The sequence below is a fragment of the Burkholderia sp. MSHR3999 genome, from assembly GCF_000833595.1.
In the GTDB taxonomy this organism is placed as follows: Bacteria; Pseudomonadota; Gammaproteobacteria; order Burkholderiales; family Burkholderiaceae; genus Burkholderia; species Burkholderia ubonensis.
In genome coordinates this window covers 603409-622077 of the sequence record NZ_JRFO01000006.1, presented here as the reverse complement: position 1 = coordinate 622077, position 18669 = coordinate 603409, and the positions used below count along the sequence as shown (strand labels likewise).

Genomic DNA, 18669 nt, shown 5'->3' with positions numbered 1-18669 from the left:
GTCAGGAATCCCTCGTGGCGGGCAGGCCGGCGGCGTGCACCGGCGCGTCGTCGCGACGCGCGGCGGGGGCGTTGCCGTCCTGCCAGAAGTCGAAGAAGTTGAACCAGTTGTACGGCGCGGCGCGGCAGTGCTCGTCGAGCAGCGCGACGTAGCGCGCGAGCGCCGCGTCGACGGCGGCCGCGCGCGCGTCGCGGCGCACGCCGGAGAAATCGGCGAGCGGCTCGAAGTGGACGTCGTAGCGGTTGCCGTCGCGATAGAGGCCGGTCATGAAGATCACCGGGCGCCCGAGCATCGCGGCCATGTACAGCGGCCCGAGCGGGAACGCGGCCGGCGCGCCGAGCAGGTCGAGCCGCCGGGTCGATGCGGCGGCGTCGTCGCGCAGCGTGCGGTCGGCGAGCATGCCGACCATGCAGTTCGCGTCGAGGCGCTCGCGCACCTTCAGCATCGAATCGACCTGCCCGAGGGGAATCACGTCCGGCTTCGCGGCGGGATTCACGGCGGCGAGCGTCGCGTTGATCTTGCGCGCGTTTTCTTCGTACATCGTGACGACGACGCGCAGGCCCGGCTGGGTGCGGCCGAGCGCGCGCACGATCTCGAAGCTGCCGAGGTGTGCGCCGATCAGGAACGCGCCGCGTCCGCCCGCGAGCGCGGCGCGCACGTGCGCCTCGCCGTGCAGGCGCACGTCGAACAGGTCGACGCGCTCGTTCATCAGGTACACGCGGTCGTGGATCGTCGACGCGAACGTGAACACGTGCCGGTACACGTCGCGCCAGCGCGCGGGCCGGCCGAGCGCGCGGCGCAGGTAGCCGCGCGACGCCGCGCACGCGCACGGCGAGAACAGCACGAACCAGGCCGCGACGAGATGCAGCACGACGCGCGCGGCGCGCCGCCCGAAGCGCAGCGAGATCCACGTCATCGCGCGCAGCAGCGGCGTGTTGCTGCGCTCCCGGCGCCGGGCCCATGCGGTGCGCTTCATGCGGGCGTCGCCTCCCGCGCGGCCGGCGGCGCGGACAGCACGCCGGTCGCGACGTCGCGGCGTCCGGCGCGCACGGTGAAGCGGATCGCGCCGCTCGCCGCCGCGTCGAACGCGAGGTCGAGCGGCTCGCCGGGCGCGGCCGGGCTCAGGAATTTCGCGGAGCCGAGCCGCCACGCGTGCAACGGGCGGTTCAGCGCCGCGCCGATCGCGGTGATCGCGTGATCGAGCAGCACGACGCCCGGCACGATCGGGTGGCCGGGGAAATGGCCGGGCAGCGCCGGATGGTCGGCGGGGATCGTGAAGGCGAGCGTGTTCGCCGCGTCGGCGCCGCGATCGGGCGTGGACGACGCAGCGGCGCGCGTATGCCGGGCGGCCAGCGCCGCGAGCACGTCGCGCGGCAGCTTGCCGGTGTCGTTGCGCGGCAGCGCGTCGACGAACACGAGCGGGCGCGGCATGAACGCTGGATCGATCCGCTCGCGCAGCGCGCGTTGCAGGTCGGCGGCCGCCAGCGTCGGCGCGACGACGAGCGCGACGAGGCGCGTGACGGGTTCGACGCCCGCAGTGCGGCCGGCGTGCGTCGCGTCGTCGGGCATGAAGAACACGCCGTCGATGACGCCGGGGATCGCATTGAGCTGATGGTTCAGGTACGCGAGCGACGTGCGCTTGCCGGCGATGTTGACGAGGTCCGCCTTGCGGCCGTGCAGCAGGAAGCGGCCGTCGCCGAGCAGTTCGAGCACGTCGCCCATCGGCACGGGCGCGTCGACATGCGCGCCCGACACCCACATGGTCGGCCCGCCGTCGTCGTCCGCGCTTTCGCGCGCATCGACGCGGATGCCCGGAAACAGTTGCCAGGCCGTGTCCTGCGCGGTGCGGCGCGTCGCGATCTGGCCGGTCTCGGTGCTGCCGTAGATCTCGACGAGCGGCGCGCCGAGCGCGGCCTCGGCTTCGCGCGCGAGCGATGCCGCGAGCGGCGCGGTCGCCGACAGCACGAGCGCGGCGCGCGGCAGCGCGTGCGCGGACGACAGCAGTGCGCGCAGGTGGATCGGCGACGCGACGAGCACGCGCGGTTGCGGCACCGCATCGAGCGCCGCGCGGATGTCGAGCGGGTAGAACGGCAGGCGGTTGCTGAACGCGAGCCCGCCGACCAGCGCGAGCAGCACCGTCGCTTCGAAGCCGTACATGTGCTGCGCGGGCACGGTGCCGACCAGCGTGTACGCGCGGCCGTCGAGCAGCCCGAGGCGCCCGGCCGATGCGCGCAGGCAGCCGACCAGGCTGCCCCAGGTCTTGCGGTGCGGCACCGGCGCGCCGGTCGAGCCGGACGTGAACACATAGGCCATGAGCCGCGATGCGTCGATCTGCGGGACGACGAACGGCGCATCGCCCGAGTCGACCACACCGTCCGCCGGCGCGGCGTCGGGATACGCGAAGCGCGGCAGCTCGATCGCGCAGCCGGGCGCGTCGTGCAGGCAGAACGCATCGGGCGCGAACGATGCGAGCCGGCGGACCGTGTCCGGCGTCTGCGTGGACGGCAGCAGGCTGACCTTGCCGGCGACGAGCGCCGCGCACAGGCCGACGGCGAAGCGGTAGCGATCGCGGCACACGTTGAACACGTGGCCGCCCGCGGGCAGCGCGGCGGCCACGCGCGCGACGTCGGCGAGGAACGTGCGCACGGTCACGCGCGCGCCGTCGCGCCATGCGATCGTCTGCTCCGGGGACGAATGGAAAACCAGCGGATAAGTCGGCATAAATCAGCGAAAACGAAAGCGGGGCCGGCGCGGCCGCCACGCGGCGCCGGCCGTGAATTCAGCGCGCATGGCTGGCGCGGGCCCCGGTCGCCTGCCGGTACGCGCGCACCGCGTCGAGCATGCGCGAGCGCGGCTCGTGCGGCAGCGCGAAGCGCCGGCACGCATGCTCGGCGGCGAACATCACGGCGACGAGCGGCAGCGACAGGTAGTTCGCGAACGTCGACCACGCGACGATCGGCGCGGTCGCGAACAGCAGCGTCGACACGGCGGCGATCGCGACGAAGAACAGCGTCCACGCGATCGTGATCTGCCGCGTGTAGCGCGCGATGGCCGGCGTGACCGCGCCGTGGACCATTGCCGCGAAGCGCGTGCAGAGCGGCGTCTGCCCGGCCGCCAGCGTGCGGCCGAACAGCAGCGCCATCGCGAGGTTGAAGCTCGCGTGCTCCAGATACAGGCCCCAGCCGAAATGCCGCGCGAGCGGTTCGCGCGCGGCCCACAGCGCGGCGGCGGCGAGCGCCCATGCCGGCACGAGCCGCGCGCGCCGCGGCGAGCGCAGCGCCGCGCCGAGCGCGAGCAGCAGCGGCGGCACGAGCGCCATCGCGAGTCCGAAGCCATGCGCGCCGGGCGTCGCGGCCGCGTAATGCGCGCCGGCCTGGTAGGCGACCACCGCGCCGACGGCGAGCGCGCCGCGCGCGATGCGCGCCGGCGTGCTCATTGCGCGGCTCCGCGCGCATGGCGTGCGCCGCCGGTGCGCGTGACACGAGCGGCACGCGCGGCGGCAGTGCGGCAGCGGACGGCGGGAGGCGCGAAAGCGCGGCGAACGGACGGACGCGGCATGGCTGGATGCATCGATGGGGGTCGGGGGCGCGACGCGGTCGTCGGGCCGTCAATCATCATATGAATGGCGGCCGGAGCCGAAGCCCGGCCACCTCTCGTGGCACGCACATTTTAGGGTGCCTGCCGCGCGTCTTTCGGGCATGCGCGTGGGGCTTTTGTAACCGAATGTATGGCGCCGCGCGCAGCCCGTCGCGCGGCCGATCCATTTCCATCCAAAGCGGCTCAAGCATCCCGTGGGTTCGCGTCCCGAAATGCGGGCGGCGCGCGCCCGCACGTCTGTAACCCTTTCACCGTATACGCCCCGATACCCGTCGACTAGAATCCGCGTAACTTTTACCAAACGATCCCCAAAAACACGGGCGGGGTGGACGGCGGATGCCGGAGGAATGGACAGACGCACGCGGCGACGCGTGCGCGAGACGGCCGTTTCGGTGCGCTCCCGCTGCCGTGTGCCGCCTGTTTGCAAGCATGATGAACGCACTGGAACAAGAGCTCGCCGCGCTGATCATCGGCGAACTGAATCTCGAAGACGTGTCGCTCGACGCAGTGACCGCCGACACCCCGCTCTATGGGGAAGGATTCGGGCTCGACTCCATCGACATCCTGGAAATCGCGCTGCTGATCTCGAAGAAGTATGGCTTCGAGCTGCGCTCGGACAATCCGGATAACGAAAGGATCTTCGCGACGCTCGGCGCGCTCGCCGCCTACGTCGCCGCGCATCGCACGAAATGACGGCGCGCGCCGCCACGGCGCGAAATTGGTGACAACGGCACGCGGCCGGGTGCGGAGCATGCGCTTCGCGGCCGCCGCGTCGATCGGAGTGGAACGCACATGAAAGGAGACGGTCGATGCGCGCGCTCGTGACGGGCGGCAGCGGTGCGCTCGGGCAGGCAATCTGCGAAGCGCTGGCGCTGGCCGGCCATGAAGTCTGGGTGCACGCGAACCGCCATCTCGCGCAGGCGGAAGCGGTCGCGCAGCGGATCGTCGCGGCCGGCGGCGCCGCGCACGCGATCGCGTTCGACGTGACCGACGCCGACGCGGTCGACGCCGCGCTCGCGCGGCTCGTCGACGACGCGCCGGTGCAGATCCTCGTCAACAACGCGGGCATCCACGCCGACGCGCCGATGGCCGGCATGTCGCGGCAGCAATGGCGCAGCGTGATCGACGTGACGCTCAACGGTTTCTTCAACGTCACGCAGCCGCTGCTGCTGCCGATGATCCGCACGCGTCGGGGGCGGATCGTCAACATCGCGTCGGTCGCGGGCGTGACCGGCAACCGCGGGCAGGTCAATTACGCGGCCGCGAAGGCCGGGCTGATCGGCGCGACGAAGTCGCTGTCGCTCGAGCTCGCGTCGCGCGGCATCACCGTGAACGCGGTCGCGCCCGGCATCATCGCGTCGCCGATGGCCGACGACGCATTTCCCGCCGAGCGCATCAGGCAGCTCGTGCCCGCGCAGCGCGCGGGCCGCCCCGAAGAAGTCGCGGGCATGGTCGCGTATCTCGTGTCCGATGCGGCCGCCTACGTGACGGGGCAGGTGCTGTCGGTCAACGGCGGTCTCGCATGACGATGCCCGACGTGGAAACCCGATGCCGCGGGTCGTCGGCAGGTCATAAAATTCCGTCAGGATTCCCGTCTTCGACCTTGGCCGTGCCCATGTCCTCGCCGCGCGCTTCGTCCACCCATCTCGTGCTGATTCCGAGCTACAACCCGGGCATCCGGGTCGATGCGACCGTGCGCAGCGCCCGCGCGCAGTGGAATCCGGTGTGGGTCGTCGTGGACGGCAGCACCGACGGCAGCGCCGAGCGCCTGCAGGCGCTGGCCGAGCGCGATCCGGGGCTGCACGTGATCGTGCTGCCGGAGAACCGCGGCAAGGGCGCGGCGGTGCTCGCCGGGCTCGACGCGGCTGCCGCGCGCGGCTTCACGCACGTGCTGACGATGGACTCCGACGGCCAGCATCCGGCCCACCTGATTCCCGCGTTCATGGCCGCGTCGCAGGCCGCGCCCGACGCGATGGTGCTCGGGATGCCGAAGTTCGACGCCGACGCGCCGCCGTTGCGCGTGCAGGGGCGGCGGCTGTCGAACGTGTGGGCCGACGTCGAGACGCTGTGGGCCGGCATTGGCGATTCGCTGTACGGCTTTCGCGTGTATCCGGTCGCGCCGCTCGCGGCGATCATGCACCGGCAGATGTGGATGCGCGGCTTCGACTTCGATCCCGAAGCGGCGGTGCGGCTGTGCTGGGCCGGCGTGCGCCCGATCCGCATCGACGCGCCCGTGCGCTATTTCCGCGAGAACGAGGGCGGCGTGTCGCACTTCCATTACGGGCGCGACAACGCGCTGCTCACGTGGATGCACCTGCGGCTGATCGCGGGCTTCGTGCTGCGGCTGCCGCTGCTGGTCGCGCGCCGGCTTACGCGGCGTCTGCCTCCGCGCCGCGGTTGATCCAGATCGTCTTTCATCCTCGATCCCGCTGCCTAGAATCCAGTTACGCGCGACGCGGCGCCGCCGGCGCAGTCGCACCATCGTGGGCGAAACCGCTCGCGCGCAGGCAATCCCGACACGGTTCAATCGTAAGGGGAATCGTCATGGCGACTTACGTGGTTCTCGCAAACTTCACCGATCAGGGCATCCGCACGATCAAGAGCACGCGGCAGCGTGCGGGGCAGGTCGCGGAAATGGCCCGCACGTTCGGCTGCAACATGAAGGAGGTGTACTGGACGCTCGGCGCGTTCGACATCGTCACCATCATCGACGCGCCGGACGAGCAAAGCCTCACCGCGTTCGGCTTCGCGCTCGGCTCGGCGGGCAACGTCCGCACGCAGACGCTGCGCGCATTCGACAGCACCGAGGTCGGTGAAATCATCGCGAAGATGTAGTGCCGGCGCGGCCATCATGCTTTCTTTTTTCTTCCTCCGTCACGCAGCGTGGCGCCTGCGATGCCGCACCGCGTCACGCTTTGCGTGCGTACAGTTCCGACTTGCTTTCACCCGATAACTGACTAAGGTTGAAGGACGGTCAAAGGGCCGGAAGGGGCGCAGCCCGCATGTGTGCGATCTGCGTACCCCGCAACGGCGGCGCGTTTTCCGCCGGCGGCGCGATCCGTCGCCGAGCCGGACGCGCGCGCCTCGGCGGCATCACTTCACCGAGCCGCGCCGCATCGACGCACGCCTGGCTTCGCACCCGCACGGAGGCGAGTCATGAGCACGGTCGCGCGCTTTCATGTCGACTACACGCAGTATCTGGGGCCCGACGGCGAGCCGGTGCAGCCGTTGCCCGAGTTCGCGCAGGACCCCGCGGCGCTGCTGCCGCTCTATCGCGCGATGGTGCTGACGCGCGCGTTCGATGCGAAGGCCATCGCGCTGCAGCGCACCGGCAAGCTCGGCACGTTCGCGTCGTCGGTCGGGCAGGAGGCGATCGGCGTCGGCGTCGCGAGCGCGATGCAGACCGACGACGTGCTGTTCCCGTCGTATCGCGACCATGCGGCGCAATTGCTGCGCGGCGTCACGATGGCGGAAAGCCTGCTGTACTGGGGCGGCGACGAGCGCGGCAGCGATTTCAGCGCGGCGCGCCACGACTTCCCGAACTGCGTGCCGATCGGCACCCAGGTGTGCCATGCGGCGGGCGCGGCCTATGCGTTCATGCTGCGCCGCGAGCCGCGCGTCGCGGTGACGATCTTCGGCGACGGCGGCACGTCGAAGGGCGACTTCTACGAAGCGATGAACATGGCCGGCGCATGGCAGGCGCCGCTCGTGCTCGTCGTCAACGACAACCAGTGGGCGATCTCGGTGCCGCGCACCCGGCAGACCGCCGCGCAGACGCTCGCGCAGAAGGCGATCGCGGCCGGCATCGAGGGCCGGCAGGTCGACGGCAACGACGTGATCGCGGTGCGGCAGGTCGTGTCGGAAGCGCTCGACAAGGCGCGCCGCGGCGGCGGCCCGACGCTCGTCGAAGCGCTCAGCTACCGGCTCGGCGATCACACGACCGCCGACGACGCGACGCGCTATCGCGACGCCGACACCGTCGCGAAGCAATGGGAGCACGAGCCGCTGATCCGGCTGCGCACGTACCTGATGCGCATGAACGCATGGGACAAGGCGCGGGACACCGAGCTCGGCAAGGCCTGCTACGCGCAGGTCGACGCAGCCGTGCAGGAATACCTGGCGGTCGCGCCGCCCGGCACGTCCGCGATGTTCGACCATCTGTACGCGACGCTGCCGCGCGCGCTGCGCGAACAGCTCGACACGGCGCTCGCGTTCGCACCGCCTGCGGGGAACCATCGTGGCTGACCTGAACCTGGTGGAAGCGGTCAATCGTGCGCTTGCCTACGAACTCGCGAACGATCCGGCGGTGGTCCTGCTCGGCGAGGACATCGGCGTCAACGGCGGCGTGTTCCGCGCGACCGTCGACCTGCAGTCGCGCTTCGGCGCCGAGCGCGTGATCGACACGCCGCTCGCGGAATCGGGAATCGCGGGCGCCGCGATCGGCATGGCGGCGATGGGGCTGCGGCCGGTCGCCGAGATCCAGTTCACCGGGTTCATCTATCCGGCCATCGATCACATCCTCAATCACGCGGCGCGGCTGCGGCACCGCACGCGCGGCCGGCTGTCTTGCCCGCTCGTGCTCCGCTCGCCGTGCGGCGGCGGCATCCACGCGCCCGAGCATCACTCCGAAAGCCCCGAGGCGCTGTTCGCGCATATCCCCGGGCTGCGCGTCGTGATGCCGTCGTCGCCGGCGCGCGCATACGGGCTGCTGCTCGCCGCGATCCGCGATCCGGACCCGGTGATCTTCCTCGAGCCGACGCGACTGTACCGGCTGTTCCGGCAGCCGGTCGAGGACGATGGCGAGGCGCTGCCGCTCGACACCTGCTTCACGCTGCGCGACGGCGCCGACGTCACGCTGGTGAGCTGGGGCGCGGCACTGCAGGAAGTGCAGGCGGCCGCCGACCAACTCGCGCAGGACGGCGTGATGGCCGAGGTGATCGACGTCGCGACGCTCAAGCCGCTCGACGTCGACACGATCCTCGCGTCGGTCGCGAAGACGGGCCGCTGCGTGATCGTCCACGAGGCGCCGCGCACCGCGGGGCTCGGCGCGGAGATCGCCGCGGTCATCGCCGAGCGCGGGCTGTATTCGCTGCTCGCGCCGGTGCAGCGCGTGACGGGCTATGACGTGGTCGTGCCGTTGTTCCGGCTTGAAAGCCAATATCTGCCGAGCGTCGAGCGGATCGTCGACGCCGCGCGCAAGACGCTGGAGGCCTCCTGACCATGAAGATCTTCAAGCTGCCGGACCTCGGCGAAGGGCTGCAGGAAGCGGAAATCGTCGAATGGCGCGTGAAGGCGGGCGACACGGTCGCGGCCGACCAGCCGCTGCTGTCGGTCGAGACCGCGAAGGCGATCGTCGACATCCCGTCCCCGCAGGCGGGCCGCATCGCGAAGCTGTTCGGGCAGGCGGGCGACCTCGTGCATCTCGGCGCGCCGCTCGTCGCGTTCGAAGGCGTGGGCGACGACGCGGATGCCGGCACCGTGGTCGGCAAGGTCGAGGTGGGCGCGCAGGTCGTGCACGACGCGCCGGCGGCGCTCGGCGGCGGGATCGGTGGTGCGCTCGGCGGCGCGGGCGCGATCAAGGCGATGCCCGCGGTGCGCGCGCTCGCGCGCAAGCTCGACGTCGATCTCGCGATGGTCACGCCGTCGGGCGCGGACGGCGTGATCACCGCGGCGGACGTGCAGCGGGTCGCGAAGGTGCTCGCCGAGGTCGGGCCGGCGGAAGTGCTGCGCGGCGTGCGGCGCGCGATGGCGCAGAACATGGCGCGCGCGCAGAGCGAGGTGGCCGCGGCGACGGTGATCGACGACGCCGACATCCACGCATGGGCGCCGCGCACCGACGTGACGATCCGGCTGATCCGCGCGCTGGTCGCGGGCTGCCGCGCCGAGCCGGGGCTCAACGCGTGGTACGAGGGGCACACCGGGCGGCGGCACGTGCTCGCGAAGATCGACGTCGGCATCGCGGTCGACCTGCCCGACGGCCTGTTCGTGCCGGTGCTGCGCGACGTCGCGCAGCGCGACGCCGCCGGCCTGCGGGCCGGCTTGGACCGGATGCGCGACGACATCCGCGCGCGCCGGATTCCGCCGGAGGAACTGCGCGGCAATACGATCACGCTGTCGAACTTCGGGATGATCGCCGGTAAATATGCGGCGCCCGTCGTGGTGCCGCCGACGGTCGCGATCCTCGGCGCGGGCCGCATCCACGACGCCGTGGTGGCGGTCGGCGGCGCGGCCGCCGTGCACCGGCTCCTGCCGCTCAGCCTGACGTTCGACCATCGGGTCGTCACGGGCGGCGAGGCGGCGCGCTTTCTCGCGGCGGCGATCGCCGACCTGCAGGCGGCGGACTAGGGCCTGTTCCCGCTAATAACGGGCTTGCGAACGTGCGTTGCCGGTCGCAGTGCAAGGAGCACGGAGCGCCGTTTGGCCGAGCCAAACAAGCGACGCGCGACGCCGCAATGCGGCCGGCAACGCACGTTCCCCTGATCTTGAAAATTCATTCGTGGGGCTGGCCGCCAGAAGGGCCGATCGCCGCGTCATGCTCCTTGCGAATACGTCCAGTATTCGCTGCGTCGCATTCCTCGCGCTCGGCCCTTCTGGCGGCCAGCGCAAGCCCGTTATTAGCGTGAACAGGCCCTAGATTCGCGCGCGCCGCGCAACCTTTTTCAACATTTTTGCAGCGCAATGACGGCCGCTACGCGCCGATTGCGTCTTTTTGTACGATTAATCTACCTGTCACTTGATGTAAACAACTGGTAATTTTCTGCCGTTTTATGCAAAATCGCCGCTTCGAAATACAACTACCGAGGGTACACACATGCAGTTGAAAAAAGCGGTTGCAGCTTGTGGCGTGGCGTTCCTGCTGAGCGCGTGCGGCGGCGTGCAGGGTCTCGACGCGAACGGCCTCGCGTCGGCCGGCTCGAACATGCTCAAGGCGGCGACGCTGTCGGACGCCGACATCGCCGCGCTGTCGAACGACTCGTGCAAGTCGAGCGACGCCCAGTCGAAGATCGCCGCGCCGGGCAGCGCGTACGCGAAGCGGCTGACGAAGGTGATGGCGGGCTTCGGCGACATGACGCTGAACGGCCAGAAGATCAACTACAAGGTCTACATGACCAAGGACGTCAACGCGTGGGCGATGGGCAACGGCTGCGTGCGCGTGTACAGCGGCCTGATGGACATGATGAACGACGACGAGCTGCGCGGCGTGATCGGCCACGAAATGGGCCACGTCGCGCTCGGCCACTCGAAGAAGGCGATGCAGACCGCCTACGCGGTGAGCGCGGCGCGCAGCGCGGCCGGCGCGGCGTCGCCGGGCGTGGCGGCGCTGACCAACTCGCAGCTCGGCGACATCACCGAGAAGTTCATCAACGCGCAGTTCTCGCAGTCGCAGGAAAGCGCGGCCGACGACTACTCGTTCGACCTGCTCAAGCAGAAGGGCATGAACCAGAAGGGTCTCGTCACGTCGTTCCAGAAGCTCGCGAAGCTGGACGGCGGCAAGAGCTCGATGATGGATTCGCACCCGTCGTCGGCTAGCCGTGCGCAGCACATCCAGGATCGCCTCGCGAAGGGCAACTGATCAAAGCGCCGGCAAGGCCGGCGCTTCAGCCTGCAGACGAACCCCGCGTTCTCCGGAGCGCGGGGTTTTGTTTTTTCAGGTCACGGCACCATCCCCGGCAGCACGTACGCCTGCACGAGCGTGATCAGCCCGACGATCACCGCGAAGAACAGGCTGTGCCGGACCGTGAAGCGGAACAGCTCCGCTTCCTTGCCGACGAGGCCCGTCGCCGCGCACGCGACCGCGATCGACTGCGGCGAGATCATCTTCGCGGTCACGCCGCCCGTCGTGTTCGCGGCGACGGCGAGCGTGTCCGGCAGGCCGAGCTGGTGCGCGGTCGCCTGCTGCAGCGAGCAGAAGAGGGCATTCGACGACGTGTCCGAGCCGGTCAGGAACACGCCGAGCCAGCCGAGGAACGGCGAAAAGAACGGGAACGCGGCGCCGGTGCCGGCGAGCAGCAGCGCGAGCGTCGACGACATCCCCGAATAGTTCGCGACGAACGCGAACGCGAGCACGAAGCCGATCGACAGGATCGGGCGCGCGAGCTCCTTCAGCGTTTCGCCGAACGTGACGAGCGCGTCGCGCGGCTTCATCCGCAGCAGCACGATCGAGATCAGCGCGGTCACGAGGATCGCGCTGCCGACGGCCGACACCAGGTCGATCTTCAGCACCGCGTCGAGCGCCTTCGGCGTCGCGACGATCGGCGCGGTCTTGACGACGAGCTGGTCGAGCGCCGGCACCTTGAACTTCAGCACGGTCGCGGCGAGCGCGCCGTGCGGGGCGAACAGCGCCTTGAACGGCGCGAGGCTCCACACGGTGACGACGCCCGTCAGGATCAGGAACGGCGACCACGCGCGCAGCGTCTGCGCGAACGTGTACGGCGACGCCTCGCGGCTCGTCGACGAACCGAAGCCGCCGAAGCCGGCGAGCGCCGCTGCGCCGCCGCCCGACGCGACCGTGCCGCCGGCCGCCCCGCGGGCCGTCTGACGGGCGCTGCTCGGCTGCCACACCTTCAGGAACGCGGCGAGCGCGACGAGGCTGACGAGCGACGACGTGATGTCCGGCAGCTCGGGCCCGAGGTGATTCGACGTGAAGTACTGCGTGATCGCGAAGCTGCCGCCGGCGACGAGCGCGGCCGGCCACGTCTGCCGCACGCCGCGCAGCCCGTCCATCATGAACACGAGCCAGAACGGCACCGCGAGCGACAGCAGCGGCAACTGGCGACCGGCCATCGCGCCGATGTGGAACGCGTCGATGCCGGTGACCTGCCCCGCGACGATGATCGGGATGCCCATCGCGCCGAATGCGACCGGCGCGGTGTTCGCGATCAGGCACAGCCCGGCCGCGTGCAGCGGGCGGAAGCCGAGGCCGACGAGCAGCGCGGCGGTGATCGCGACCGGCGCGCCGAAGCCGGCCGCGCCTTCGAGGAACGCGCCGAACGAGAAGCCGATCAGCAGCATCTGCAGCCGCTGGTCGTCGGTGATCGACAGCACCGACGCGCGGATGACGTCGAACTGGCCGGTCTTGACGACGATCCTGTACAGGAACACCGCGGCGACGATGATCCACGCGATCGGCCAGAGGCCGTACGCGAAGCCGAAGCCGGCTGCCGCGAGCGCCTGCGGCGCGGGCATCCGGTACGCGAGGATCGCGACGCCGAGCGACAGCAGCAGCGTGATCGCGGCCGCGACGTGCCCTTTCAGCCGCAAGCCGGCGAGCGCGACGAAAAAGAAGATGATCGGGATCGCGGCGACGAACGCCGACAGCCCGAGGCTGCCGAGCGGGGTATAGATCTGATGCCAGGCCTGCATGGTTGTCTCCTCCATATGTCTCTATAGGTCTATCGGTACGGCTCGGAAAGCGGGTGCTACTCGGGCTGGCCACGCGCGCGCAGCAGGTCGGACAGGCTGCGCGGCGCCGGTTCGAGCGGCGTGCGGTGCTGCGTCCAGCCCATCTGCTGCGCAGGCGCGAGCGCGCGCAGGCGCGTCGCCGCCCAGCGGAACGCGCGGTACGCGCGCGGATGCGCGAACGCGCCGGACCAGAAGCGCCACACGAGGTCTTCCGCGCGGCTGTAGTTCGCGCCCTGGCCGCGCAGCGGATGCGCGACCGGCTCGTCGGGCTTGCGGTTCGCCTCGGTGCGCAGCCGCACCAGCAGCTGCGGGATCGGAATCCGCACCGGGCAGACCTCGCCGCACGCGCCGCACAGCGTCGACGCGGTCGGCAGGTCGGCGGTTGCGTTCAGGCCGAGCAGGTGCGGCGAGATGATCTTGCCGATCGGCCCCGGATACGTTGTGCCGTATGCATGGCCGCCGATCCGCGTATAGACGGGGCAGTGGTTCATGCACGCGCCGCAGCGGATGCATTGCAGCGTCGCGCGCAGCTGTTCGTCCGCGTAGGCCTGCGTGCGGCCGTTGTCGAGCAGCACGAGGTGCAGCTCGCGCGGGCCGTCGCGTTCGCCGTCGCGGCGCGCGCCGGTGATCAGGTTGAAGTAGGTCGTGATCGCCTGGCCGGTCGCCGAGCGCGTGAGCAGGCTCGACAGCGGCACGACGTGCTCGAGCTTCGCGACGACCTTCTCGATCCCCATGATCGCGATGTGCGTGTCGGGCACCGTGGTCGACAGGCGGCCGTTGCCCTCGTTCTCGACGAGCCACAGCGTGCCCGTGTCGGCCGCTGCGAAGTTCACGCCCGACAGGCCGACGTCCGCATCGACGAACGCCTGGCGCAGCGCGCGGCGGCCGGTCTGGATCAGCTCGTCGACGTCTTCCGTGTAATGCGCGTCCGGAATGTGCGCCTCGAACAGTTCGGCGATGTCGCCGCGCGTCTTGTGGATCGCGGGCATCACGATGTGCGACGGCTTCTCGCCGGCGAGCTGGACGATGTATTCGCCCATGTCGGATTCGATGCAGTCGACGCCGCGCTCGGCGAGGTAATGGTTCAGCTCGATTTCCTCGCTCGCCATCGACTTGCCCTTGATCACGCGGCGCGCCTGCTTCGCCTGCACGATGCCGAGCACGATCGCGTTCGCTTCGTCGGCCGTCTCGGCCCAGTGCACGCGCACGCCGGCCTCGGTGAGCTTCGCCTCGAGCCGTTCGAGCAGCGCCGGCAGGTGCGCGAGCGCATGCTGCCGGATCGCCTCGCCGAGATCGCGCAGCTGCTGCAGCTCGGCGTCGTCGGGGAACTGCGTCGCGCGTTTGCCTTGCAGGAAATCCATCGCGCCGCGAAAGCTGCGGCGCAGCTTCGGATCGTCGAGCGCCTGGCGCGCGCGGGCCTTGAAGTCGCCCGGGGCGACGAACTGCATCGGGTGGTCGCTCATCGCGCAGCTCCTTGGCGATCACGCGGGGCCGCGGCGCCGGCCGGCTCGGTGACGATCACGACCCACAGACGGCGCGGGCCGTGCGCGCCGTACGCGAGCGTCTGCTGGATGTCGGAGGTCTTCGACGGTCCCGACACCAGCACGAGATTGGTCGGCATGCCCGCCTGCCAGCGCTCGGCGTGCACGGTCGCATGGAGGTCGGCGTGCAGCGTGCGCGCATGGACGAGCGCGACGTGCAGCGGCGGCACCAGCGACACGGTGCGCGGCGTGCCGGCGTCGGGCGCGAGCACGAGCGTGCCGGTCGCTGCGATGCCCGAGCGCGCGACCGTGAAGCCCGCGTCGATCGTGTCGAACAGCTCGGCCTTCCATGCGTCGATCGGCCGGTCGAACGGCACCGTCGAGACGGTGTCTGGCAGCGCGCGGGCCAGCGCCGCCGATTCCGCGCGGGCCGGGTCGAGCAGCAGGCGGCGCACGCCGGCCGCGGCGAGGCGCGCGGCGAGCTGCGCGGGCCACGCGGCCGCGTCCGCGCACCAGACGTCGGCGTGCGACGCGGCGAGCGCGGCCTGCAGTGCCTGCGCGAGCGCGTGCGGATCGGCCGGGGCGGCGGCGCGCCGGGCCGCGTAGTGGCGGTCGATGCGGGCGTCGAGGGGGGCGGCGTCAGCGGCGGCGGATGCGGCGGCGGGCGCTGCCGTGCGCAGCCGCGCGAGGATGGCTTCGCGCGCGCTCATCGGTCGTCTCCGCGTAGCGACGCCGCGCCGGCCGTGCGGCGCCACAGGAAGCTCGCGAGGTGCTCGACCGGCAGCGGTGCGCCGGCCTTCGCCGCCGCGTGGCCGATGTTCAGCAGGCAGCCGCAGTCGGCGGACACGAGCCGGTCGCAGCCGGTTGCGCACGCCGCCGCGACCTTGTCGCGCACCATCGCGCCGGAGATGTCGGGATGCTTCAGCGAGAACGTGCCGCCGAAGCCGCAGCATTCGGATTCGCGTTCGTGTTCGATGCGGGTCACGCCGGGCAGCGCGTCGACGAGCGCGATGCCATGCGCACGCGTGCCCATTTCGCGCCGCGCCGCGCACGACGTATGCAGGACCACGCGCTCGTCCGGCGCAGCAGCAGGGGCGAGCACGTCGAGCCGCACGCCGAGCACATGAACGATGAATTCGGCGAATTCGTACACGCGTTCGGCGATCGCGCGTGCCTTCGCGCCGTTCACGGGATCGTCGGCGAACAGCGCCGGCCAATGGTGCCGCATCATGCCCGCGCACGAGCCGGACGGGACGATCACGGGCCACGGCTCGGCGAACAGGTCGAGCTGCGCGGCGGCGACGCGGCGCGCGTCGTCGGGATTGCCGCTGCTGTAGGCGGGCTGTCCGCAGCAGCTCTGGCCCCGCGGATAGTGGACGGTCAGGCCCTCGCGCTCCAGCAGCCGCACCGCGTCGAGCCCCGCGTCGGGGACGAACAGGTCGACCAGGCAGGTCGCGAACAGATAGACGTCCGCGGGCGCGGCCGGGGGGTAGTGCCTTTCGTTCATGTCTCGCTCCATGGGACGGCGGCCCGGCACGCGGGCCGGCTTTCGCTGCATAATTCCCGCGACGGCGCGTGGGTTCAAATTGGTTGGGCCAGTCGCGTCGCCCAGCATTCTGGAGACCCGACGATGGCAGGCATGGCGGCCCGTGGCCGGACCGAAGTGGTGATGCGCAAGATCGAGACGGCGCTGCTCGACGGCACGTGGCCGGCCGGCGCCCGGCTGCCGGCGGAGCGGGTGCTCGCGGAGCAGTACGGCGTCGCGCGCAACACGATCCGCGAGGCGATCCAGCGGCTCGTCGCGCGCGGCCTGCTGCAGAGCCGGCGCGGCGCGGGCGTGTACGTGACGGACCAGCTGCGCGCCGGCATCGCGTCGCCGTGGGGGCAGCTCGTCGCCGACCATCCGGCGCTGCGCGACGACATCCTCGAGTTCCGCCGCGTGCTGGAGGGCGCGACCGCGTATTTCGCCGCGCTGCGCGCCGACGCGGGCGACCGCCGCCGAATCCGCGCGCTGATGCGCGAGCTCGAAGCCGCGCACGCGAACGACGACCGCGCGGTCGAGGCGGCGACCGATTCGAAGCTGCACGAGGCGATCGCGCTCGCGTCGCACAACACGATGTTCCTGCACCTGCATACGAGCGTGATCGGCATGCTGCGCGAGCACATCACGGTCAACGCGACCGGGATGAGCGAGCAGGACGCGGGCGCGGCGGAGCAACTGCTGCGGCAGCACCGGGTCGTCTGCGACGCGATCTGCGCGCAGCGGCCCGAGGAGGCGCGCACCGCGATGCAGACGCACATCGACTATGTGCGCAGTCACTTCGAGCGGCGCGGGGACGCGCCCTGAGATTGGTTGGACCACTCGCCCGGCATCGCACCCGCGCCGACGGCTGCGGCCCCGCTCATTCAAGCGTGCGTGCGCCGGACGCGCGCGATTGACCGCGTCATCCGGCGCCACTTAGAATCGTTCGTCAGCCGCGCGCGGCAGCGTGTGCGGAATGGTTGATCCGCCTGTCGAGAAAGCCCCGTGCTCATGTCCGTCATCCGGCGCGCGCCGGCCGCCCGCGCGTGGCGCGCCACCTGTCGCTCGGCCCGCGCGCTGGCCGTCTGCGCGCTGCTGTCGCTCGTCGCCGCGTGCGCGACGCATCCGAGCGCCACCACGCTCGAGCGCACGGTGTCGCACGCGTTGCCCGCCGATGCCGCGACGCCGCTGCGCGACGCGCTCGCCGCGCCCGTGGCCGCGCGTCCGGGCGAATCGGGCTTCCGCCTGCTCGCGGACGGTGCCGCCGCGCTGCAGATGCGCATCGCGCTCGCCCGCGCGGCGACCCGCACGCTCGACATGCAGTACTACATCGCAACTGAGGACACGACCGGCAAGCTGCTGCTCGGCGCCGCGCTGTACGCGGCCGATCGCGGCGTGCGGGTGCGGATGCTGGTCGACGACCTGAACTTCCGCGACATCGACCGCGTGATGGCCGCGCTGAACACGCACCCGAACATCGAGATCCGCGTGTTCAATCCGTTCGGCGCGTCGCAGCGGGACGTGATGCAGCGCACGACGATTTTCTTCACACGGATCGACCGCTTCACGCGCCGGATGCACAACAAGGCGATGATCGCCGACAACCAGATTGCGATCGTCGGCGGCCGCAATCTCGGCGACGAATATTTCAGCGCGAGCCCGACGCTGCAGTTCCGCGATCTCGACGTGCTCGCGGCCGGCCCGGTGACGCACGACATCTCCGCGAGCTTCGATGCGTACTGGGCGAGCGGCAGCAGCTATCCGCTGCGGGTGCTGAATCATCAGACGTTCGACCCGAAGGATCTCGACGCGATGCGCGACGAGTTGCGCGCGCACTGGCGCGAGAACGCGGAGCCGTACAACGCGAAGCCGCTGAACGCGACGCCGCTCGCGCAGCAGATCGCGCGCGGCGAGCTCGGCCTCGTCTGGGCGCCGGCCGAGTTCGAGGCCGACGCGCCGGACAAGGTCGCGCAGCCTACCGACGGCTACGTGAGCCCGCCGATGCGGCGCCTCGCCGAGCTGATCCGCGCCGCGCAGCACGAATTCCTCGCGTTTTCGCCGTATTTCGTGCCGCATGACGCGGGCGTGAAGATCCTCGGCGACACCACCGCGCGCGGCGTGCGCGTCGCGATCCTGACGAACTCGCTCGCGGCGACCGACGCGGTGGCCGTGCAGGCCGGCTACGGCCCGTACCGCGTGCCGCTGCTGCGGCACGGCGTCGAGCTCTACGAATACAAGGCGCGGCCCGGCCGGCCGCGGCTGTTAGGCTCGCGCTCGCGTGCGAGCCTGCACGCGAAGGCCTACGTGATCGACCGGGAGATCCTCGTGATCGGCTCGATGAACCTCGATCCGCGCTCCACACACCTCAATACCGAGCTGGCGCTCGTGATCCACAGCCCGGCGCTCGCGCAGCAGGTCGCGACGATCTTCGCGCGGGCGACGCAGCCTGACGAAAGCTACCGCGTGCAGCTCGCGGCGCTGTCGGGGCCCGGCGCGTCCGAGCTGACATGGACCGGCACCGACGAAGGCGTGCTGCGCACCTATCACGTCGATCCGTATGCGGGGCTGCTGCGCAACGTGCTGACCGGCGTGTTCATGCTGCTGCCGGTCGACGACCAGCTATAAGGGCCGGTCCGCAGCCGCTGTTCCGATGCGCGCCGAAAGGTG

The 18669-nt window shown here is 70.9% G+C and carries 17 protein-coding genes; 10 read left to right on the top strand and 7 right to left on the bottom strand.

Annotated elements, in window-relative coordinates; genetic code table 11:
- Position 1: 1 nt before the first annotated feature.
- Genes KY49_RS20080 through KY49_RS20070 form a run of 3 tightly spaced genes read right to left on the bottom strand, consistent with a single transcriptional unit; the run spans position 2 to position 3436 of the window.
- The gene (locus KY49_RS20080; protein WP_042586310.1) at positions 2-976 is read right to left on the bottom strand and encodes an LpxL/LpxP family acyltransferase; all 975 of its coding nucleotides are present in this window, start codon (positions 974-976) and stop codon (positions 2-4) included.
- A complete protein-coding gene (locus KY49_RS20075) occupies positions 973-2721 on the bottom strand; it encodes an AMP-binding protein (RefSeq protein WP_042586309.1) in 1749 nt (582 codons plus the stop codon). The genes KY49_RS20080 and KY49_RS20075 overlap by 4 nt, the downstream gene beginning before the upstream one ends.
- Positions 2722-2779: 58 nt before the next feature.
- A complete protein-coding gene (locus KY49_RS20070; RefSeq protein ID WP_042586308.1) occupies positions 2780-3436 on the bottom strand; it encodes a membrane protein in 657 nt (218 codons plus the stop codon).
- 569 nt (positions 3437-4005) lie between these two features.
- On the opposite strand from KY49_RS20070, the gene KY49_RS20065 reads away from it, so the two are divergent.
- The 8 genes from KY49_RS20065 (at position 4006) to KY49_RS20030 (ending at position 11170) form a co-directional block, all read left to right on the top strand.
- Entirely contained in the window at positions 4006-4290 is a 285-nt protein-coding gene (locus KY49_RS20065) for a phosphopantetheine-binding protein (protein ID WP_197083591.1), read from the top strand.
- Positions 4291-4406: 116 nt separating this feature from the next.
- Positions 4407-5123, top strand: coding sequence for a 3-oxoacyl-ACP reductase FabG (gene fabG, locus KY49_RS20060; protein WP_042586307.1), 717 nt, complete (start codon positions 4407-4409; stop codon positions 5121-5123).
- An 89-nt stretch (positions 5124-5212) separates the two neighbouring features.
- Positions 5213-5998 (top strand): glycosyltransferase family 2 protein, encoded by a 786-nt coding sequence (locus tag KY49_RS20055; protein ID WP_042586306.1) that lies wholly within the window; start codon positions 5213-5215, stop codon positions 5996-5998.
- A gap of 143 nt (positions 5999-6141) precedes the next feature.
- The gene (locus tag KY49_RS20050) at positions 6142-6432 is read left to right on the top strand and encodes a GYD domain-containing protein (RefSeq protein ID WP_010090063.1); all 291 of its coding nucleotides are present in this window, start codon (positions 6142-6144) and stop codon (positions 6430-6432) included.
- Positions 6433-6753: 321 nt separating this feature from the next.
- Positions 6754-7842, top strand: coding sequence for a pyruvate dehydrogenase (acetyl-transferring) E1 component subunit alpha (gene pdhA, locus KY49_RS20045; protein WP_042586305.1), 1089 nt, complete (start codon positions 6754-6756; stop codon positions 7840-7842).
- Positions 7835-8815: an alpha-ketoacid dehydrogenase subunit beta gene (locus KY49_RS20040; RefSeq protein ID WP_042586304.1), complete on the top strand. Its 981-nt coding sequence runs from the start codon at positions 7835-7837 to the stop codon at positions 8813-8815. The genes pdhA and KY49_RS20040 overlap by 8 nt, the downstream gene beginning before the upstream one ends.
- Before the next feature lie 2 nt (positions 8816-8817).
- A complete protein-coding gene (locus KY49_RS20035) occupies positions 8818-9942 on the top strand; it encodes a dihydrolipoamide acetyltransferase family protein (RefSeq protein WP_042586303.1) in 1125 nt (374 codons plus the stop codon).
- 466 nt (positions 9943-10408) lie between these two features.
- Positions 10409-11170, top strand: a complete 762-nt coding sequence (locus tag KY49_RS20030; RefSeq protein WP_042586302.1) for a M48 family metallopeptidase — start codon at positions 10409-10411, stop codon at positions 11168-11170.
- Between the two features lie 80 nt (positions 11171-11250).
- On the opposite strand, the gene KY49_RS20025 is transcribed toward KY49_RS20030, so the two are convergent.
- Genes KY49_RS20025 through KY49_RS20010 form a run of 4 tightly spaced genes read right to left on the bottom strand, consistent with a single transcriptional unit; the run spans position 11251 to position 15987 of the window.
- Entirely contained in the window at positions 11251-12960 is a 1710-nt protein-coding gene (locus KY49_RS20025) for a lactate permease LctP family transporter (RefSeq protein ID WP_042586878.1), read from the bottom strand.
- 56 nt (positions 12961-13016) lie between these two features.
- Positions 13017-14462 (bottom strand): LutB/LldF family L-lactate oxidation iron-sulfur protein, encoded by a 1446-nt coding sequence (locus KY49_RS20020; protein WP_042586301.1) that lies wholly within the window; start codon positions 14460-14462, stop codon positions 13017-13019.
- The gene (locus KY49_RS20015) at positions 14459-15190 is read right to left on the bottom strand and encodes a LutC/YkgG family protein (RefSeq protein ID WP_042586300.1); all 732 of its coding nucleotides are present in this window, start codon (positions 15188-15190) and stop codon (positions 14459-14461) included. The genes KY49_RS20020 and KY49_RS20015 overlap by 4 nt, the downstream gene beginning before the upstream one ends.
- On the bottom strand, positions 15187-15987 hold the full coding sequence (locus KY49_RS20010) for a (Fe-S)-binding protein (RefSeq protein WP_042586299.1): 801 nt from the start codon (positions 15985-15987) through the stop codon (positions 15187-15189). Before KY49_RS20010 ends, KY49_RS20015 begins: the two co-directional genes overlap by 4 nt.
- A 123-nt stretch (positions 15988-16110) precedes the next feature.
- Between KY49_RS20010 and KY49_RS20005 the strand changes: the two genes are divergently transcribed.
- Both KY49_RS20005 and KY49_RS20000 read left to right on the top strand, forming a co-directional pair.
- Positions 16111-16827: a FadR/GntR family transcriptional regulator gene (locus KY49_RS20005; RefSeq protein WP_042586298.1), complete on the top strand. Its 717-nt coding sequence runs from the start codon at positions 16111-16113 to the stop codon at positions 16825-16827.
- 180 nt (positions 16828-17007) lie between these two features.
- Complete coding sequence (locus tag KY49_RS20000; RefSeq protein WP_042586297.1) at positions 17008-18627, top strand: phospholipase D family protein; 1620 nt, start codon at positions 17008-17010, stop codon at positions 18625-18627.
- Positions 18628-18669: the final 42 nt, after the last annotated feature.

Bases quoted from the DNA above. Each gene is read 5' to 3' on its own strand.
- KY49_RS20020 (WP_042586301.1), bottom strand. From the start codon at position 14,462: ATGAGCGACCACCCGATGCAGTTCGTCGCCCCGGGCGACTTCAAGGCC.
- KY49_RS20025 (WP_042586878.1), bottom strand. From the start codon at position 12,960: ATGCAGGCCTGGCATCAGATCTATACCCCGCTCGGCAGCCTCGGGCTG.
- KY49_RS20070 (WP_042586308.1), bottom strand. From the start codon at position 3,436: ATGAGCACGCCGGCGCGCATCGCGCGCGGCGCGCTCGCCGTCGGCGCG.
- KY49_RS20080 (WP_042586310.1), bottom strand. From the start codon at position 976: ATGAAGCGCACCGCATGGGCCCGGCGCCGGGAGCGCAGCAACACGCCG.
- KY49_RS20015 (WP_042586300.1), bottom strand. From the start codon at position 15,190: ATGAGCGCGCGCGAAGCCATCCTCGCGCGGCTGCGCACGGCAGCGCCC.
- KY49_RS20030 (WP_042586302.1), top strand. From the start codon at position 10,409: ATGCAGTTGAAAAAAGCGGTTGCAGCTTGTGGCGTGGCGTTCCTGCTG.
- KY49_RS20005 (WP_042586298.1), top strand. From the start codon at position 16,111: ATGGCAGGCATGGCGGCCCGTGGCCGGACCGAAGTGGTGATGCGCAAG.
- KY49_RS20075 (WP_042586309.1), bottom strand. From the start codon at position 2,721: ATGCCGACTTATCCGCTGGTTTTCCATTCGTCCCCGGAGCAGACGATC.
- KY49_RS20050 (WP_010090063.1), top strand. From the start codon at position 6,142: ATGGCGACTTACGTGGTTCTCGCAAACTTCACCGATCAGGGCATCCGC.
- fabG (WP_042586307.1), top strand. From the start codon at position 4,407: ATGCGCGCGCTCGTGACGGGCGGCAGCGGTGCGCTCGGGCAGGCAATC.
- pdhA (WP_042586305.1), top strand. From the start codon at position 6,754: ATGAGCACGGTCGCGCGCTTTCATGTCGACTACACGCAGTATCTGGGG.
- KY49_RS20055 (WP_042586306.1), top strand. From the start codon at position 5,213: ATGTCCTCGCCGCGCGCTTCGTCCACCCATCTCGTGCTGATTCCGAGC.
- KY49_RS20035 (WP_042586303.1), top strand. From the start codon at position 8,818: ATGAAGATCTTCAAGCTGCCGGACCTCGGCGAAGGGCTGCAGGAAGCG.
- KY49_RS20010 (WP_042586299.1), bottom strand. From the start codon at position 15,987: ATGAACGAAAGGCACTACCCCCCGGCCGCGCCCGCGGACGTCTATCTG.